Annotated in this window: 13 protein-coding genes and 2 pseudogenes; 3 read left to right on the top strand and 12 right to left on the bottom strand. The window is 61.7% G+C overall.

From position 1 onward, the window contains the following. Positions 1–216: 216 nt before the first annotated feature. From VMA74_RS06905 to VMA74_RS06895, 3 genes and pseudogenes are all read right to left on the bottom strand, one after another. Positions 217–372, bottom strand: a pseudogene (locus VMA74_RS06905) (DUF465 domain-containing protein); the annotation flags it as partial. Between the two features lie 440 nt (positions 373–812). Continuing rightward, a complete protein-coding gene (locus VMA74_RS06900; RefSeq protein ID WP_325365901.1) occupies positions 813–1,433 on the bottom strand; it encodes a hypothetical protein in 621 nt (206 codons plus the stop codon). Between the two features lie 11 nt (positions 1,434–1,444). Then, positions 1,445–2,122 (bottom strand): DUF4398 domain-containing protein, encoded by a 678-nt coding sequence (locus tag VMA74_RS06895; RefSeq protein ID WP_325365900.1) that lies wholly within the window; start codon positions 2,120–2,122, stop codon positions 1,445–1,447. A gap of 84 nt (positions 2,123–2,206) precedes the next feature. Here VMA74_RS06895 and VMA74_RS06890 point away from each other — a divergent pair, with 84 nt between their 5' ends. Continuing rightward, positions 2,207–3,322, top strand: coding sequence for a PilT/PilU family type 4a pilus ATPase (locus VMA74_RS06890; protein ID WP_325365899.1), 1,116 nt, complete (start codon positions 2,207–2,209; stop codon positions 3,320–3,322). Between the two features lie 82 nt (positions 3,323–3,404). On the opposite strand, the gene maiA is transcribed toward VMA74_RS06890, so the two are convergent. Beyond that, complete coding sequence (maiA, locus tag VMA74_RS06885) at positions 3,405–4,061, bottom strand: maleylacetoacetate isomerase (RefSeq protein ID WP_325365898.1); 657 nt, start codon at positions 4,059–4,061, stop codon at positions 3,405–3,407. A 127-nt stretch (positions 4,062–4,188) separates the two neighbouring features. On the opposite strand from maiA, the gene VMA74_RS06880 reads away from it, so the two are divergent. Then, positions 4,189–5,361, top strand: coding sequence for a phosphoglycerate kinase (locus VMA74_RS06880; RefSeq protein WP_325365897.1), 1,173 nt, complete (start codon positions 4,189–4,191; stop codon positions 5,359–5,361). Positions 5,362–5,434: 73 nt separating this feature from the next. Here VMA74_RS06880 and VMA74_RS06875 read toward each other — a convergent pair whose 3' ends face one another. The 8 genes and pseudogenes from VMA74_RS06875 to metF form a co-directional block, all read right to left on the bottom strand. Continuing rightward, positions 5,435–6,001, bottom strand: coding sequence for an alpha-ketoglutarate-dependent dioxygenase AlkB (locus VMA74_RS06875; protein ID WP_325365896.1), 567 nt, complete (start codon positions 5,999–6,001; stop codon positions 5,435–5,437). An 80-nt stretch (positions 6,002–6,081) separates the two neighbouring features. Continuing rightward, positions 6,082–9,159, bottom strand: a complete 3,078-nt coding sequence (locus VMA74_RS06870; protein ID WP_325365895.1) for an error-prone DNA polymerase — start codon at positions 9,157–9,159, stop codon at positions 6,082–6,084. Further along, a complete protein-coding gene (locus VMA74_RS06865; protein WP_325365894.1) occupies positions 9,156–10,556 on the bottom strand; it encodes a DNA polymerase Y family protein in 1,401 nt (466 codons plus the stop codon). Before VMA74_RS06865 ends, VMA74_RS06870 begins: the two co-directional genes overlap by 4 nt. Positions 10,557–10,727: 171 nt before the next feature. Further along, positions 10,728–11,330, bottom strand: a pseudogene (gene imuA / locus VMA74_RS06860) (translesion DNA synthesis-associated protein ImuA); the annotation flags it as partial. Continuing rightward, the gene (gene lexA / locus VMA74_RS06855) at positions 11,330–11,950 is read right to left on the bottom strand and encodes a transcriptional repressor LexA (RefSeq protein ID WP_325365893.1); all 621 of its coding nucleotides are present in this window, start codon (positions 11,948–11,950) and stop codon (positions 11,330–11,332) included. The gene lexA and the pseudogene imuA, both read right to left, overlap by 1 nt. 86 nt (positions 11,951–12,036) lie before the next feature. Further along, positions 12,037–12,954 (bottom strand): branched-chain amino acid transaminase, encoded by a 918-nt coding sequence (locus VMA74_RS06850; RefSeq protein WP_325365892.1) that lies wholly within the window; start codon positions 12,952–12,954, stop codon positions 12,037–12,039. A gap of 232 nt (positions 12,955–13,186) precedes the next feature. Beyond that, a complete protein-coding gene (locus VMA74_RS06845; protein ID WP_325365891.1) occupies positions 13,187–13,780 on the bottom strand; it encodes a DUF4124 domain-containing protein in 594 nt (197 codons plus the stop codon). A 31-nt stretch (positions 13,781–13,811) separates the two neighbouring features. Beyond that, a complete protein-coding gene (gene metF / locus VMA74_RS06840; protein WP_325365890.1) occupies positions 13,812–14,636 on the bottom strand; it encodes a methylenetetrahydrofolate reductase [NAD(P)H] in 825 nt (274 codons plus the stop codon). A gap of 214 nt (positions 14,637–14,850) precedes the next feature. Here metF and VMA74_RS06835 point away from each other — a divergent pair. Then, a partial coding sequence (locus VMA74_RS06835; RefSeq protein WP_325365889.1) for an APC family permease occupies positions 14,851–15,647 on the top strand: 797 nt, incomplete at its 3' end.

The following is a 15,647-nucleotide window of genomic DNA, read 5'->3' as shown; positions in this document are numbered from 1 at the left end:
ATGAGCGGCAATCATAATGGAGCGGGGAGCGAACGCCGATCGCCGGTTGCATGCCTTGCCGCAGCGGCGCAGGTTCCACGCTGAAAAACAAAAGCCCCGGAACGTTTCCGCTCCGGGGCTTTTTGTGGATTCATGCGCTCAATGAAGTTGCTGTCGCGCGTGGTAGTCGTCCCACATGCGCTGCAGGCGTTCCTTGATGTGCAGCTTTTCTTTCTACATCGAACTGAGGGTCATGTCGTCAACAGGGAGTACGCCGATTTCGGCGTTGTCCACCTTGCTGTTGAGCTCGGTATGCTTTTGATAGAGCCGGCGAAACTCGGCATCGGCTTTTTTCAGGGCTTCGACAGCATCACGCTGCTGATCTTCGAACATGATCCAACCTCCTCGCAGTAGGACTGCAGTCGCCCGCATGGGGCGCTTGAGAACAAAAGCAAATCACGCGCATAACCAAAATCCGCCTCCCTGATGCAGGGAACGGATGAGGGAGTGTGGATAGGTAGGCGCATGATTCAGTCGGTAGGCCGCAACAGCTGAAGGGTTGCGACGACTTCGACCCTACTCCCCACTTGGCGAAGGCGCAAGAACCCCTCGGGAAGGCGCATGGGAGCGTGGAATGTAGTCAAAAACCTGTAAAACAGGTCGGGACGGATGGCCGGCTTTTCCGCTGGAACGTGCGTGGGATGCAGGTGCTTGTGCCGCCCCGGCGATGCTTGCCGTGACATCCAATTCCCGCTGGCATGCGACGTTGCATCCACCCGTTCCCCTGACGAAACGGGCGGATGCAAAGGCGACGATGCAACGCCGGTGGCTGGTTACTTGCCGCCGCCCGCGCCGTTGTCCTGCATCTGCGAGCGCAGCGCCTTGGCGGCCTTGGCCGCCAGCTCGGCCTGCCGCCTGGCGGCTGCCGCTACCCTGCTTTGCGCCGCCGCCAGCTTGCGGGCCTGCTCGGCTTCGGCCTTGGCCTGGGCGGCCTGGTCGGCGGCTTCCTGGCCTTGTGCCTGCAGGCGCACGGTTTCCTGCTGGGCCAGCTGGTACTGCATGCGCTGGATCTCCAGTTGCTGCTGGGCGGAGGTGGCATCGATGCGGCTGCGCTCCAGTTGCAGCTGGGCGTTTTCCTGGTCGAGCTGGTTGAGCTGGCGCTGCGCCGCCTGGAGTTGCGCTTCCGCCCTGGCCTGGTCGACCCGGCGTTCGGCGATGTACAGGGCGTGCGGGCGCTCGCGGGAACCGGCCTGGGCCAGCTGGCTGATGGCGTCTCGGGCGAGGGCCTGGTCGGCTTGCGCATAGATGCCCAGGTTCGGATCGGCAGCCAGCTGATTCAAGCTATTGGTAAGTCGGTCGACATCCATGTCGTCCTTGCGCGCCTGGACGGCAGCGCTGGCGAACACGGCCCATAGCGAAACGGCGATGACCCACCAACGGTGTTTTTTGAACATGGCGCTCATCATTACTGGCCTCCGGAGTTCTGCTGGCCAGCGTCAGGCACGGTCTGGAAGCCGCCCTGCCCGGGTTGCTGCGGCTGCGGATTACCCAGTACCGACGAGGAAGGCGCCGGCATTTGCTCCATCGGCGCCTGCTGCGGCAGTACTGAACTGGTGGCCGGCGCAGGGGCGCTGGAGGAGGCAGCCGGGTTGCCGTCGTCCTGGCCATTGTCTGGCTGCTGGGCGGCAGCCATCTGCGCGGCCAGCTGGGCTTTCTGCTGCTGGTAGTGCTGGTCGTTCTCGGCCTGCGCTTCGGCATTCTGTGCGCGCAAGCGACGGTTTGCGTCTGTTTTGGACTGAATCTGGGCACGCGCCGCGGCCAGTTGCGCCTTGGTACCTGCCAGGATGGCAACCGCACGCGACTCGTCGGCCAGGTCGGCCGCCTGGTCGTATTTGCGATTGGCCATGGCTTGCTGGGCCTGCTGGAACTTGTCCTGTGCAAAGCCGAAATCGACCGGATCGTAGTCGGGCGCACCGGCATCGCGAGCGCTTTGCAATTGCGCTTGTGCTTGATTCATCAGGTTATCGGGTGGGGGTACGCTGGCGCAGCCGCCCAGGGTCAACGACACGGCCAGCAGCAGTACGGGAGCCACCATCGGGATGCGTCGCTTACGCACCGTCAACGGGGAAAATATGTGCACCATCACTCATTCCTCTCGGAGCGTCACGGCGTATTGTGGTCGGGCATAATCCTTGAATGCAATGCGCAAAAAACTGGGGTCTTTAAGGTGGATATCGGTTACTTCCTCAAGTTGATGGTGGACAAGGGCGCGTCGGACATGTTTCTGACGACCGGCGCCCCGGTGAACATCAAGGTCGAGGGCAAGCTCTACCCGCTCGGCAATACCGGGCTACCCAGCGGCATGGTGAAGAAAATCGCCTATTCGCTCATGGACGAAGGGCAGGTACCGCAGTTCGAGCGTGACCTGGAACTCAATATGGCCCTGGCGGTGAAAGAGGCCGGCCGTTTCCGCATCAACGTATTCAAGCAGCGCGGCGAAGTAGGCATGGTGATTCGCGCGATCAAGAGCGAAATCCCCAGCATCGATCAACTGCAACTGCCGGCGATCTTCCGCGACCTGATCATGGAGCCGCGTGGCCTGATTCTGGTGGTGGGCGCCACCGGCTCCGGCAAGTCGACCACGCTGGCGGCGATGCTCGACCATCGCAACAGCCATTCGTCCGGCCACATCCTCACCATCGAGGACCCGATCGAATACCTGCATCGCCACAAGAAGTCGATCGTCAACCAGCGTGAAGTGGGCCTGGATACGCACACCTACCACGAGGCCCTGCGCAACGCGATGCGCGAGGCGCCCGACGTGATCATGATCGGCGAAATCCGCGACACCGATACCATGGAAGCGGCCATTTCGTTCTCCGAAACCGGTCACTTGTGCCTGGCCACGCTGCACTCCAACAACGCCGACCAGACGCTGGAACGCATCCTCAACTTCTTCCCCGAATCGGCGCACAAGAACGTGCTGATGAACCTGGCCCTGAATCTGCGCGCAGTGATCAGCCAGCGCCTGGTCAGCGGCAAGGACGGGCGCCGGCTGCCGGCTGCGGAAGTGCTGCTCAACACGCCGCTGATCCGCGACATGATCCGCCGCGGCCAGATCCACGAGGTGAAAGAGGCGATGGACCGCAGCCTGCAGGAAGGCATGCAGACCTTCGACCAGTCGCTGTACAAGCTCTACAAGAGCGGCCGCATCGAGCTGGAAGAAGCATTGGCCAAGGCTGATTCGCGCGATGGCCTGGCCTTGAAGATCCGTTTGTCCGAAGGTGGCAATTCGGAGACGGCGGAGCTTGTCGGCAACGATCCGTACGGGCTGGGGTTCTGATGTAGGTTGGGGGGAGCGCACGCAAACCCCAACATCGTCCTGTGCATCCCATGTTGGGGTTCGGCCATCGCCTCACCCCAACCTACGGCGCATCCGGCTGCTGTTCTGGCAGTGCCGTCTTGAACGCATCCAATTCCCGGCACGCCGCGTCGATGCGCAAGATGGTTGGATAAGCATCCAGCGGCATTTTCCATCGCTGCGCGTTGTACACCTGCGGCACCAGGCATAGATCGGCCAGGCCCGGCGTATCGCCATGACAATAGCGGCCGGTGTCCTTGCTGTTGGCCAACATCATTTCCATGGCCTGGAAACCGGCAGCGATCCAGTGCCGCATCCAGATGCCTTTCTGTTCGTCGTCGGCGCCGAACTGCGTGCCGATCCGCTGCAACACACGCAAGTTGCCGAGCGGATGGATGTCGCAGCCGACGATTTGCGCCAGCGCACGCACACGTGCCCGATCTGCCGCATCGGCTGGCAGCAGCGATGGCTGCGGACGGGTCTCGTCCAGGTATTCGATGATGGCCATCGACTGTGTCATCACCTTGTCACCATCGACCAGCGTCGGCACCAGTTCTTGCGGGTTGAGCACCGCATAGCCCGGCGCGTGCTGTTCGCCACCATCGCGAACCAGGTGAACAGGCCGCGTTTCGTAATGCAAGCCCTTTAGATTCAGTGCGATGCGCACGCGGAAGGCCGCGCTGGAACGCCAGTAGCTGTAAAGCACGAGACTGGAAGACATGGGCCTTTCCCTAGAACCGAAACCTTGAGTGTAAACCTCGCCGTTTGCATCGCCGTGAGGCGGGCAGGAAAATACGCGGTTCCGGCCTCTGGGCCGACCTTCTTCCATAGCTGCCAGGAGTTTTCCCGTGACCATCACCCGCATGAGCGACCTCGACCTGCGCGGCAAACGCGTGCTGATCCGCGAAGACTTGAACGTACCGATCGAAAACGGCCACATCACTTCCACGCAACGTCTCGATGCCTCGCTGCCCACCATCAAGGCCGCGCGTGATGCCGGCGCCAAGGTGATGGTGATGTCGCACCTGGGTCGCCCGAAGGAAGGTCAGTTCGATGAGGAATCCTCGCTCAAGCCGGTGGCGGCATGGCTGGGCGAACACCTCGGCAAGCCGGTACGCCTGGTCGCCGATTACCTCGATGGCGTGGACGTCGCCGACGGCGAAGTGGTGGTGCTGGAAAACTGCCGCATGAATGTCGGCGAAGGCAAGGACGATGAAGCGCTGTCGAAGAAGTATGCTGCGCTGTGTGACGTGTTTGTGATGGATGCCTTTGGTACGGCGCATCGCGCACAAGCTTCCACGCATGGCGTGATCAAGTTTGCTCCGGTCGCAGCGGCCGGCCCGCTGTTGTGCGCCGAACTCGACGCACTCGGCAAGGCGCTGGAACATCCCGCGCAGCCGCTGCTGGCCATCGTTGCCGGCTCCAAGGTTTCCACCAAGCTCACGCTGCTGGAAAACCTGATCGGCAAAGTCGACCAGCTGATCGTGGGCGGCGGTATCGCCAACACCTTCATTGCCGCCGCGGGCCATGCCGTCGGCAACTCGCTCTACGAACCGGACCTGATTCCTGCTGCCAAGAAGGTGCTGGCCGATGCCAAGCGCCGCGGCGCCGAAGTACCGATGCCGGTAGACGTGGTAGTGGCGCCGGAGTTCTCCGCGCATGCCCCGGCCACGGTGAAGGCCGTGGACCAGGTGAAGGACGACGAGATGATCCTGGACATCGGCCCGGAAACCGCCCGGCAGTATGCCGAGCTGATCGCCAGGGCCGGCACCGTGGTGTGGAATGGCCCGGTCGGCGTATTCGAATTCGATGCGTTCGGCAAAGGCACGGAAGTGCTGGCGCATGCGGTAGCCGATTCGAAGGCGTTTTCCATTGCCGGCGGCGGTGACACGCTGGCGGCGGTGGACAAGTATGGAATCGAGGACAAGGTTTCCTATATCTCTACCGGCGGCGGCGCCTTCCTGGAATTTTTGGAAGGCAAGGAGTTGCCTGCGGTGGCGGCACTCAAGGCACGCGCATAGGTTGGGGGCAACGCCGAACCCCAACATGACTGCACGCATGGCAATGTTGGGGTTTGCATTTGCTCACCCCAACCTACCACGCCTTATCCTCCCTTACCGGCCGCACCCGGAACGCCACGCTGATCCTCGGCCCCACCGGCCACCGTAGCTTGGGAATGCCATGGTCATAATTCAGCTGCGCGTTCCATCCCATCAACAGCAGGCTGCCTGCCTCCAGTTCCAGTTCGGTTTTTAGTCTCGGCGGCTGCTTGCGCTGAATCACCATGGGACGTGTCGCGCCCAGCGACAGCAGCGCAATGGGCTGATGCGGCACCAGCTCATGCAGCTTGTCGTTATGCGGCGCAACGCTATCGTGTTCGTCGCGATAGAAATTAAGGCCGATGCTGTTGAACGGCGCATGGATGTGCTGCCTGACCACCGCAAGCGCATGGCGCAACACTTGCGGCAGCTTGGGATCCGTTGTGGCGTAGTGGCAGTGAAGGCGCGGCACGCCTACCATTCGCTCGTACATCATCCGCGTGCTTGCGTGCCAATCACCCTGTTCGTGCAGGGTGGAAAACCATTCCACTGCCAAGGCAGGCGCAATCACGCCGGGCTGGTAGATGATCGGACCGGTGACATCATCGGCAATCCTTTGCACGCCTTGTTCAATAAGTAGCGTTTGCGTAAGGGCACCTCTCTACATTGGCAACGCAAGGCTCGTTCACTTTCGCCGGCGCCTCAATGAAAATCGCGTGAGCGCGCATCGAGATCAGCCAGCAGACTGCTGAAATCGCGCAGTTTTCGTGCAATGAGATGACTTACCCCATCCACCGATTCCCAGCGGCCTTCGATTGCCAGCAGGCGCGCCTCCAGATAAGGGCGGCGCTGGGTTTGCGCGATGCGGCTCCACACCACCACGTTCACGTGGCCGAATTCGTCTTCGAGCGTGATGAAGGTGACGCCGCTGGCAGTCTGAGGTTGCTGGCGCTGCGTAACCAGCCCAACGGTGCGCACCTGCGCGGCATGTGGCAATTTCTGCAGACTGCGCGAATCCAGGTAGCGTGCTGCGCGCAGGCGGTTACGCAGCAGTTTCAACGGATGCGGCCCAAGGCTCAATCCGCTGTGCGCGTAATCGGCTGTCATGTTTTCAACGGCCGTAGGCAGCGGCAGCACGATGTCCTGCTCACCCGGGCTGGCGCGGCCGAACAGGGGCAATTGCGGTTCCACGCCCGAGGTGAGCCATAGCGCGCGATGACGATGCCCCGCAAGACCACGCAAGGCGCCCGCATCGGCGAGCAGGTCCTGATGGTGTGAATCCAATCCGGCTCGGGTACAGAGATCGACAATATCAAGGAAAGCTGCCGCGTTACGGGCCTTCGAAATGCGATCGGCGACTTTCTCGCTGCAGCCACGCAATTGGCGCAGACCAAGGCGCAAGGCAAATCCCTTCTTGCTGCTTGCATCGGGCTCCAGTGTGCAATCCCAATCGCTATAGCGGACATCCATCGGGCGCACATGAATACCGTTGCGCTGCGCATCCTGCACAATCTGGCTGGGACCGTAGAAACCCATGGGTTGTGAGTTGAGCAGTGCGCAAGCAAACATGGCTGGCTCATGGCACTTCAGCCAGCTGCTGGCGTAGGCAATATTGGCAAAGCTGGCGGCGTGGCTTTCCGGGAAACCATAGCTGCCGAAGCCCTTTATCTGATTGAAGATCTGCTCGGCGAACGCTTGCGTATAGCCTCTTTCCAACATGCCGGAAACAAGCTTTTCGTGGTGTTTCTCCATGTCGCCATAACGTTTCCATGCGCCCATGGCACGGCGCAATTCATCCGCATCGCCGGCCGTGTAGCCAGCCGCCACCATGGCCAGTTTCATCACCTGTTCCTGAAACAGCGGCACGCCCTTTGTGCGCTCAAGCACCGGCTTCAGCTCTTTCGATGGATAGGCGACCGGTTCTTCGCCGCTACGGCGGCGCAAATAGGGGTGCACCATGTCGCCCTGGATCGGACCTGGCCGCACGATCGCGATCTGAATGACCAGATCGTAGTAGCTGGCCGGTTTCAGGCGCGGCAGCATCGCCATCTGCGCACGGCTTTCGATCTGGAATACGCCGATGGTTTCGGCACGCTGGATCATTTCGTACGTCGGCTTGTCGTTGGACTCGATCGTGGCGATGCTCAATGCCTTGCCGCGATAGGTCTTCACCAGCTCGAAGCATTTGCGCAGGCAAGTCAGCATGCCGAGCGCCAGGCAATCGACCTTGAGCAATCCCATGGTGTCCAGATCATCCTTGTCCCACTGGATGATGGTGCGATCGGCCATGCTGGCGTTTTCCACCGGCACCAGCTCGTGCAGCGGGGCATCGTGGATCACGAAACCACCCACGTGCTGGCTGAGATGACGCGGCTTGCCGAGCAATTGTCGCGTCAATGCCAGTAGCCGGCGCATGACCGGCGCATCGGGGTCAAATCCCTGCTCCCGCAAGCGGTCAGGCAGGGAGGCATCTCCAAGGCGGAAGAAGCAGCGGCCAAGCTTATCTATCTGGTCCTCCGGCAATCCCAGGACCTTGGCCACATCACGTACGGCGCTTTTGGCGCGGTAACTGATGACCGTGGCGGCAATGGCGGCGCGTTCGCGGCCATATTTGTTGTAGACATATTGGATAACGTCTTCGCGCCGTTCGTGTTCGAAGTCGACGTCGATATCGGGTGGTTCGTCGCGCTCCACGGATATGAAACGCTCCGCCAGCAGCGTGACCTTGGCCGGATCCGCATCCGTTACACCCAGCGTAAAGCACACGATGGAATTGGCGGCTGAGCCGCGCCCTTGGCAGAGGATGCCCTGGCTGCGCGCATAGCGAACGATGTCGTGCACGGTGAGAAAGAACGCTTCGTATTTTTTCTTCTCGATCAGTTGCAGCTCATGCTCGATCGTGGCCTGATGTTCGGCCGGCACGCCATTTGGCCAACGCCATGCCGTGCCATCTGCCACCAGATGACGCAGCCACTGCATAGGCGTGCAGCCTTCCGGCACGAGCTCCCTGGGATACTGGTATTGCAAATCTTTTTTTAAATTGAACGTGCAGCGCTTGGCGATGCGCACGCTCTCGTCCAATAACGCCTTGGGATATATTTTTTCCAGTGTCGCGCGCCGGCGCAGATGCCGCTCGCCATTGCGGAATAACACGGCGCCGGCTTCGGCAATGGTCATGTGGTGCCGAATCGCTGTCATCGTGTGCTGGAGTGGCAGGCAGCGGCGGATATGCATGTGTACATCGCCGCTTGCTACGCGCGGCATTTGCAGCGTTTCACCAAGTGATTCCAGTTCGGCAAGACGCGCGGCATCATCGCTATCGCGATGCAACTCCACCGCCAGCCAGGCGCGGTCACCGAAGGTGTTTTTCACCCAGGCGCCATGTTCGTGATGAAGTTCCCGCGCGGGAATCCAAAGCACCAGTGTGCCCGGTGCGCCGTCGACGATATCTGCCCGGGTCAAACGATACTCACCTTTTTCGGAAGCCCTGCGTCCTCGCGTGATCAGGCGGCACAGTGAAACATAGCCTTGTTTGTTTTCTGCCAGCAGCACCAGCCTGGGGCCATCGGCGAGCTGGATTTCCGTGCCCACGATCAGCGGCACCTTCGTATCGCGGGAGGCTTCCCACGCACGCACCACGCCGGCAAGCGAGCATTCGTCGGTGATGGCCAGCGCGGTGTAGCCGCAGTCGTTGGCGCGTTCGAATAATTCGCGCGCGCTGGAGGCGCCACGCTGGAACGAGAAATCGGACAGGCAATGCAGTTCGGCGTAGTCGGTCATGCGAACCACCCGTGCAGCATCCAGCCGCCCGGCGCATCTTTCGTGCAATACGCCCAGGCGCGTTGCCCTTGTTCGGTTTCGACGATGTAGTAGTCGCGACGTATCGCATCACCGTCCCACCAGCCGGTTTCCATGCGCTCGGGACCGGCGAGGATGCGCAGCGCGCCGCGCAACGGCACCGGCTTGTGGAGCAGCCAGGTGGGGCGTGCACGAGGCTCGATGAAGTCGTCATTCTCCACGGCGGTGCCTTGCGAGTGCTCGGGGCGTGGATCGTGGGTCGTGCCCCAGCGATACACCGCGCGGTCGCCTAGTCGCGCGCGCAGGCGTTCACGCAATTGCTCCAAAGGCAGCGCATTGGCCGGACGTTCGTCGAACAGATCGCGACCGGCAGGAACGAAACCGGGCAGATCGTCAGCAAGCAGACGCACTGACAACACGGGTGCAGGGAGTTGCACTTGCTCCAGGCGTCCGCGGGCTGCTTCAAATAGCACATTGCCATCGCGCTCGGGAGAAAGCATGCCGACCTGCACTTCGGTCACAGCGCGGTCGCGATGCTCCAACCGCAAGGCAAAGCGCTGCACGCCGCCGTCGCGGCCAGCGAGGTAAGCCGCCAGATCGCTCGTCATGCGCTTGAGTGGAAACACCAGCGCCGCGATGTTTTCCACTTCATGCGAAAGCTCGATGCGCCAGTCCACGGCATCGGGCGGCACGTAGAGATCGAGTCCCGGCGGAATATCACCCAACAGGCGATCGATGTTCTGCAGCAGTTCGGCACCGAAACGCCGCTGCAGTCCGCCGCGCGGCATGCCCAGCAGCTGACCCAGCCGGCGGATGCCCATGCGCGGCAATGCATCCACGGCGCGTTCGGGCAAATGGCTTTTCTGCAGGGGCACGCCATCGAGTGCGCGCTGCATGGTTTCTCGCGTCAGGATGGCCAAGCCGTCGTTCACACCGGCAAGCACGTGTGCCGCATGCGGCGTGGGTGCAGCGGCAATGCAATGGCGGAAACCCAGTTCGGTGAGATCGCGACGCAAGTTGCGTTCGATCTTTGGCCAATCACCCAACAGGTTTTGGCTGCGGCTGATTTCAAGCGCGATGGCCTGTGGCAGCAATGCGACTTGCGAGCTGTAACGGTATGCCACGCCAGCCAGGAAGCGTTGCCAGCGATCCGCTTCCGCGGCGGTGTACGGGATGGCATCGAATTGCGCCAGCAGTGCCTGGGCGGCGGTCAGGCGTTGGCCGACGTACAAGCCTGCATGTTGCGCGGATGCATTGGCAGCAACCACGCAACGCGCATTCGCCGGGCCGTCAACCAACACCAGCGGACCATCATTGGGTCGGCGGCGAAGGACGCCATCGAGCGCCAAGTGCGGCAATGTGATGCAAACCCATAGCATAGGCGGGCACCGTTACTCCCCTCTGCTTATGGGCGGGAAGCGAAAGTGGATGTCTCGTTCCTTACATGCCAGCACGCCCATGTGTGCTGTATGCGCACTTGCTTTCGCTGGAATGACGGCCGCACGGAACGCTTCATCGCCGCAACTCGGCGCCTTGCTGTACTGCTCAAACGCAATCGCCTGCATCGGCACATTGCCGCCGCGGCATTTGCGCACCCAGATCGATGGTTGCGGCCACGCGGCAAGTTCCAACCGCAACGCGGCCGGCGACGCATTCGCCAGATAGCGGCGATCGCGAAATACAAAAGCCAGCGCACGCCCGGTATCCGCCGCCACCTGCAGCCTGCGCAGGCTGCGATCATCCGCCTGTTGCGGCCACGCCAGCACAGCGGCGCAACTGCCGGAGCGCAGACATTGCTCGGCCGCCCACAGCACGTGTTTCTCGTCGGCATCGACGATTTCCACGCGTTGCAGATGCACGCCTTGCTGTCGCCAACCCATCGCGCAAGGCATATATGGAGGCGCGATCAGCATCACCGGGCGTTGCCCCTGGGTGAGTCGTGCAAGCGTCGGCAACACCAGGCGCAGTTCGCCGATGCCGTCGGCCGGCAGCAGGATTTCCGTGAGTGCCGCTTCCGGCCAGCCGCGTGCCGGCAGGACTGCATCAAGCAGTGGCCAGCCAGTAGGTTGCCCGCCCTCCACCGGTGCCGCCGCACGGCCACGCCAGACCTGCCGGGCTTCCAGCAGGCTCGATAAAGCCACGACCGAGCCCATCAGCCGCCCCTCACCAGACCTGCGAACAGTCCTTCGATGGCAAAGTCTTCAGTGGGATCGGGATCGATCGGTTGATAGCCAGGACTGTTGGGCAACAGGCGAATCACATCGCCTTTCCAATGCAGCCGCTTGATGGTGAAGCGATCACCCGCCACACGGGCGGCCACCACCTGGCCGTGCCGGGCGACAGGCGTGGCGTGGACGGCTACCAGGTCGCCATCCAGGATGCCCTCGTCGCGCATGGAATCACCCATCACGCGCACCAGGTAATCCGGCTTCAGGCGGAATAGCCAGCGGGAAACACGCAGACTGCGTTCGATGCGCGATTCGGAAAAGATCGGCTCGCCGGCCGCGATGCGGCCGACCAGCGGAAGATCCAGGGTATCGGCGGCGAGCGGATCGGTTTCCTGCACCAATCGAATGCCACGCGCGCGGTTGGGCTCGATCACCAGCCGGCCTTTGGCTTCCAGCGCGCGCACGTGCTTGAGCACGGCGCTCACGCTTGGAATGCCCATTGCCTGGCCGATTTCCTCCAGCGTGGGCACTTCCCCGCCCTGCTCCAGCCGCGCACGAATGAAGGTGAGGATGTTGGACTGGCGGCTGGTGAGCTGGAGGGTCATGGCGCACATCTTTTCACCTTTTTAGGTGAAAATGAAGTGGCCGTCGTCAGCCCCCTCCCCGGCTGGCGGGGAGGCGCTTTACAAGCTCAAACCGGCTCCAACCAACCCCACTTGTCCTGGGTCTTGCCATTGAACAATCCAAAGTAAAGCTCCTGCAGCCGGCGCGTGACACGCCCAGCCTTGCCGCTGCCGACCTGTTTGCCGTCGATCTCGCGGATGGGGGTGATTTCGGCGGCGGTGCCGCACATCAGCACTTCGTCAGCCAAGTACAGGTATTCGCGTGGGATGTCGCGCTCCACCACTTCGATGCCGTCTTCACGTGCCAGCATCTTGATGGTGTCGCGGGTGATGCCGGCAAGGATGGAAGCGCTGGCCGGCGTGGTGTGCAGCACGCCATCAAAGACCAGGAACAGGTTTTCGCCAGCGCCCTCGCTGAGCAAGCCGCTGGCGGCAAGCGCGATGCCTTCACCGAAACCAAGACGGCGTGCTTCACGCGCGACGAGCTGGCCGGAAAGATAATTGCCGCCGGCTTTGGCGCCAGCCGGAATGGTATTGGGTGCAAAGCGCTGCCAGCTCGATACGCAGGCAGTAATGCCAACCTCCAGCGCCTCCGGCCCGAGGTACGGACCCATCGGCCAGGTGGCCACGGCGATGTCGATCGGTGTTTCGGCGGAAAGCCCGAAACCGCCCAGGCCACGGTAGGCCACAGGACGCAGATAAGCCGCGGCGTAACCGTTCTTGCGGATCACTTCGCGGCATGCTGCAGCCAGTTCTTCCTGCGTGTACGGCAGCACCATGTCGTAGATCTTGGCCGAGAGATACAGGCGCTTTAAATGATCGGTAAGACGGAAGATCGCTGCGCCTTCTGGCGTGACATAGCTACGTATCCCTTCAAACACTGACGAGCCGTAATGCAAGGCATGCGACATCACGTGTGCGGTGGCGTCTTTCCACGGCTTGATCTGGCCGTTCTGCCAAATCCATTCGGGATACTGCTGGGTCATGGGGGATCTCCAGTGGGGATTGCCCATGATAACGCGCCGAGTCTTTCGAGACCTTTCGCTTAGGATGCTCTGATTAATTCAGCGTAGGCCGCAGCGGCCCTGTGTGTTTGCAGAGCACAGGGCCATCGACGAAGGCAGACTGGCGGTCTGTCGAGGCGATGGACCGAAGCTATGCGGGCACACGGGGCTGCTGCGGCCTGCACTGGATTAAATCAGAGCATCCTTAGGAGGCTTAGCCGTTTTGCGGCCGCAACCACACGCAGCCCGAACGGTGCACCACGTCGAAGCGGGTTTGCACGGTGGCGCCGCTGCCGTCGTCGGATTCAGTCTGCACGATCAGTGCCTCGTCATGCGCTGGTGTTGGGTTGGGTGCGGCTGACAAGGAAAGCAAAGATGCATCCGCGTCATCGTCGTTATGGCCTGGTGATGCGGTGTCGGGAATGCTTTTCACGTCGATCAACGGATGTGACATCAGGCGAATGAAGTAGCGGATATCCGCGACGACTTCGTCTTTCCCATCGCCATTCCATAATGTCAGGCCTGCAAGTCGATTGGGTTTGCGTTCGGCAAATGCATCGATCACGGCTTGCTTGAGTTGCTGCAGATCCGCAGCGCAGGTCACCGCAGGAGCTTGCGAAGGTGCGGCCGGAACGGATGCGCTCGTGGCAGGAGTGGGCATCGCCGGCTTGGCGTCCACGTCGGTGCAAACGCGATCGGTAAAAACAGGAATGCCATCCGCGCCGATGCAACGATGGATGTCACCCTGCGCCTTGACCGCAGAGAAGGGCAACAACAGTAATAGCAGAAGCAAAGCCAGGGCACGCATCGAGCAAGCATAGCCCGATGCGGGCGATGCATCAGTGGAGCTGATCAAGTACGGCGCGCGTCGCTTTCGTCCGGTTCAGCGTATAGAAATGCAGGCCTGGCGCGCCGCCTTCCAGCAGTCGGCGGCACAGTTGCGCCACCACTTCGGCACCCATCGCACGGATGGATTCCGCGTCGTCGTAATACGCTTGCATGCGCTTGGCGATCCAGCGCGGAATTTCTGCGCCGCAGGCATCGGAAAAGCGCTTGAGCTGGGCGTAGTTGGAGATCGGCATGATGCCCGGCACGATCGGCACCGACACGCCTATGCGACGCGCGTCGTCGACGAAGCGGAAATACGCATCGGCATTGAAGAAATATTGCGTGATGGCGCCGTTTGCACCGGCATCGACCTTCGCTTTGAAATGCTTGAGATCGGCCTGGACGTCTTCGGCCTGCGGGTGCATTTCCGGATACGCCGCCACTTCGACGTGAAAGTGGTCGCCAGTGTGCTCGCGAATGAAGCGCACCAGCTCGGCGGCATAACGGAAATCGCCCGGCGATGCCATGCCCGAGGGCAGATCACCACGCAACGCCACGAGGCGCCGGTAGCCCGCAGCGCGATAGGTGTCGAGCAGGTCGGCGATTTCCTTGCGAGTGCCGCCCATGCAGGACAGATGCGGCGCTACATCCAGGCCATGCTGTTGGTGCAACCGCGCCACCGTTTCGCTGGTGTAGCTCAGCGTGGAACCGCCGGCACCGAAGGTCACGGAGACATATTCGGGCTTGAGCGCCTTCAGCTCTTTGGCGCTCTTGTCGAGCTGGGCACGCTGTTCATCGGTCTTGGGCGGAAAGAATTCGAAGCTGATGGCCGGCATGTTCTAAATCCTTGGCGTCGAGCCGACAGTATATATATCTCTTATTCGAGATGAAAAGATATATCGCCATATCAGGCGCGCACCGACGCCCCAAGACGCGACTTCCGTTCCGCGCCACCGGCCCCGGCACGGGCTGACACTGCGTATACCGGTCTGTCATCATCGCTGGATTGTGCCGCCTCAGGCGGCCGTTCTGGCTTGAAGGGAGTACTCGATGTCTTCTTCCAACGCGATCCGCCGCGACGTGGGGCCGTTTGCCCTCATGCTGACCGGCTTGGGTTCAATCATCGGCTCCGGCTGGCTGTTCGGCGCATGGAAGGCGGCCGGCCTGGCCGGTCCTGGCGCCGTCTGGGCCTGGGTGCTGGGCGCGGCGATCATCATGACCATCGCGCTGACTTATGCGGAATTGGGTGCGATGTTCCCCGAATCCGGCGGCATGGTGCGCTACGGGCATTATTCGCACGGTTCGCTGGTGGGTTTTATCGCTGCGTGGGCGAACTGGATCGCGATCGTGTCGGTGATTCCGGTGGAGGCAGAAGCCTCGGTGCAGTACATGGCCTCATGGCCGTGGACGTGGGCGCAGGATCTGTATCACGTCAGCCATGGCGTGGGCGAGCTGAGCCCTTATGGCCTGGGCATCGCGGCGGTGCTGGTGATCATCTACTTTCTGCTCAACTTCTGGAGCGTGAAGCTGTTTGCGCATTCCAACACCGCCATCACCGTATTCAAACTGGTGGTGCCGGCAGCGACCGGCCTGGCGCTGATCGCCAGTGGCTTTCATCCCGAAAATTTCTCGGTGGGCATTCATGGCAACACGCATGCGATCGATTTTGCTGCGGTGCTCACGGCGGTCGCCACGGCGGGCATCGTTTTCAGCTTCAATGGCTTCCAGAGTCCGGTGAACCTGGCTGGCGAGGCACGCAATCCGGGCCGCAGCATTCCACTTGCGGTGGTCGGCTCGATTTTGCTGGCGACGGTGATTTACGTGATCCTGCAAGTGGCCTATCTCGG

Origin of the sequence: Dyella sp., assembly GCF_035508675.1 — a bacterium.
GTDB lineage: Bacteria > Pseudomonadota > Gammaproteobacteria > Xanthomonadales > Rhodanobacteraceae > Dyella_B.
The sequence above is the reverse complement of the archived record's forward strand: the minus strand, read 5'-3'. Positions and strand labels throughout refer to the sequence as shown.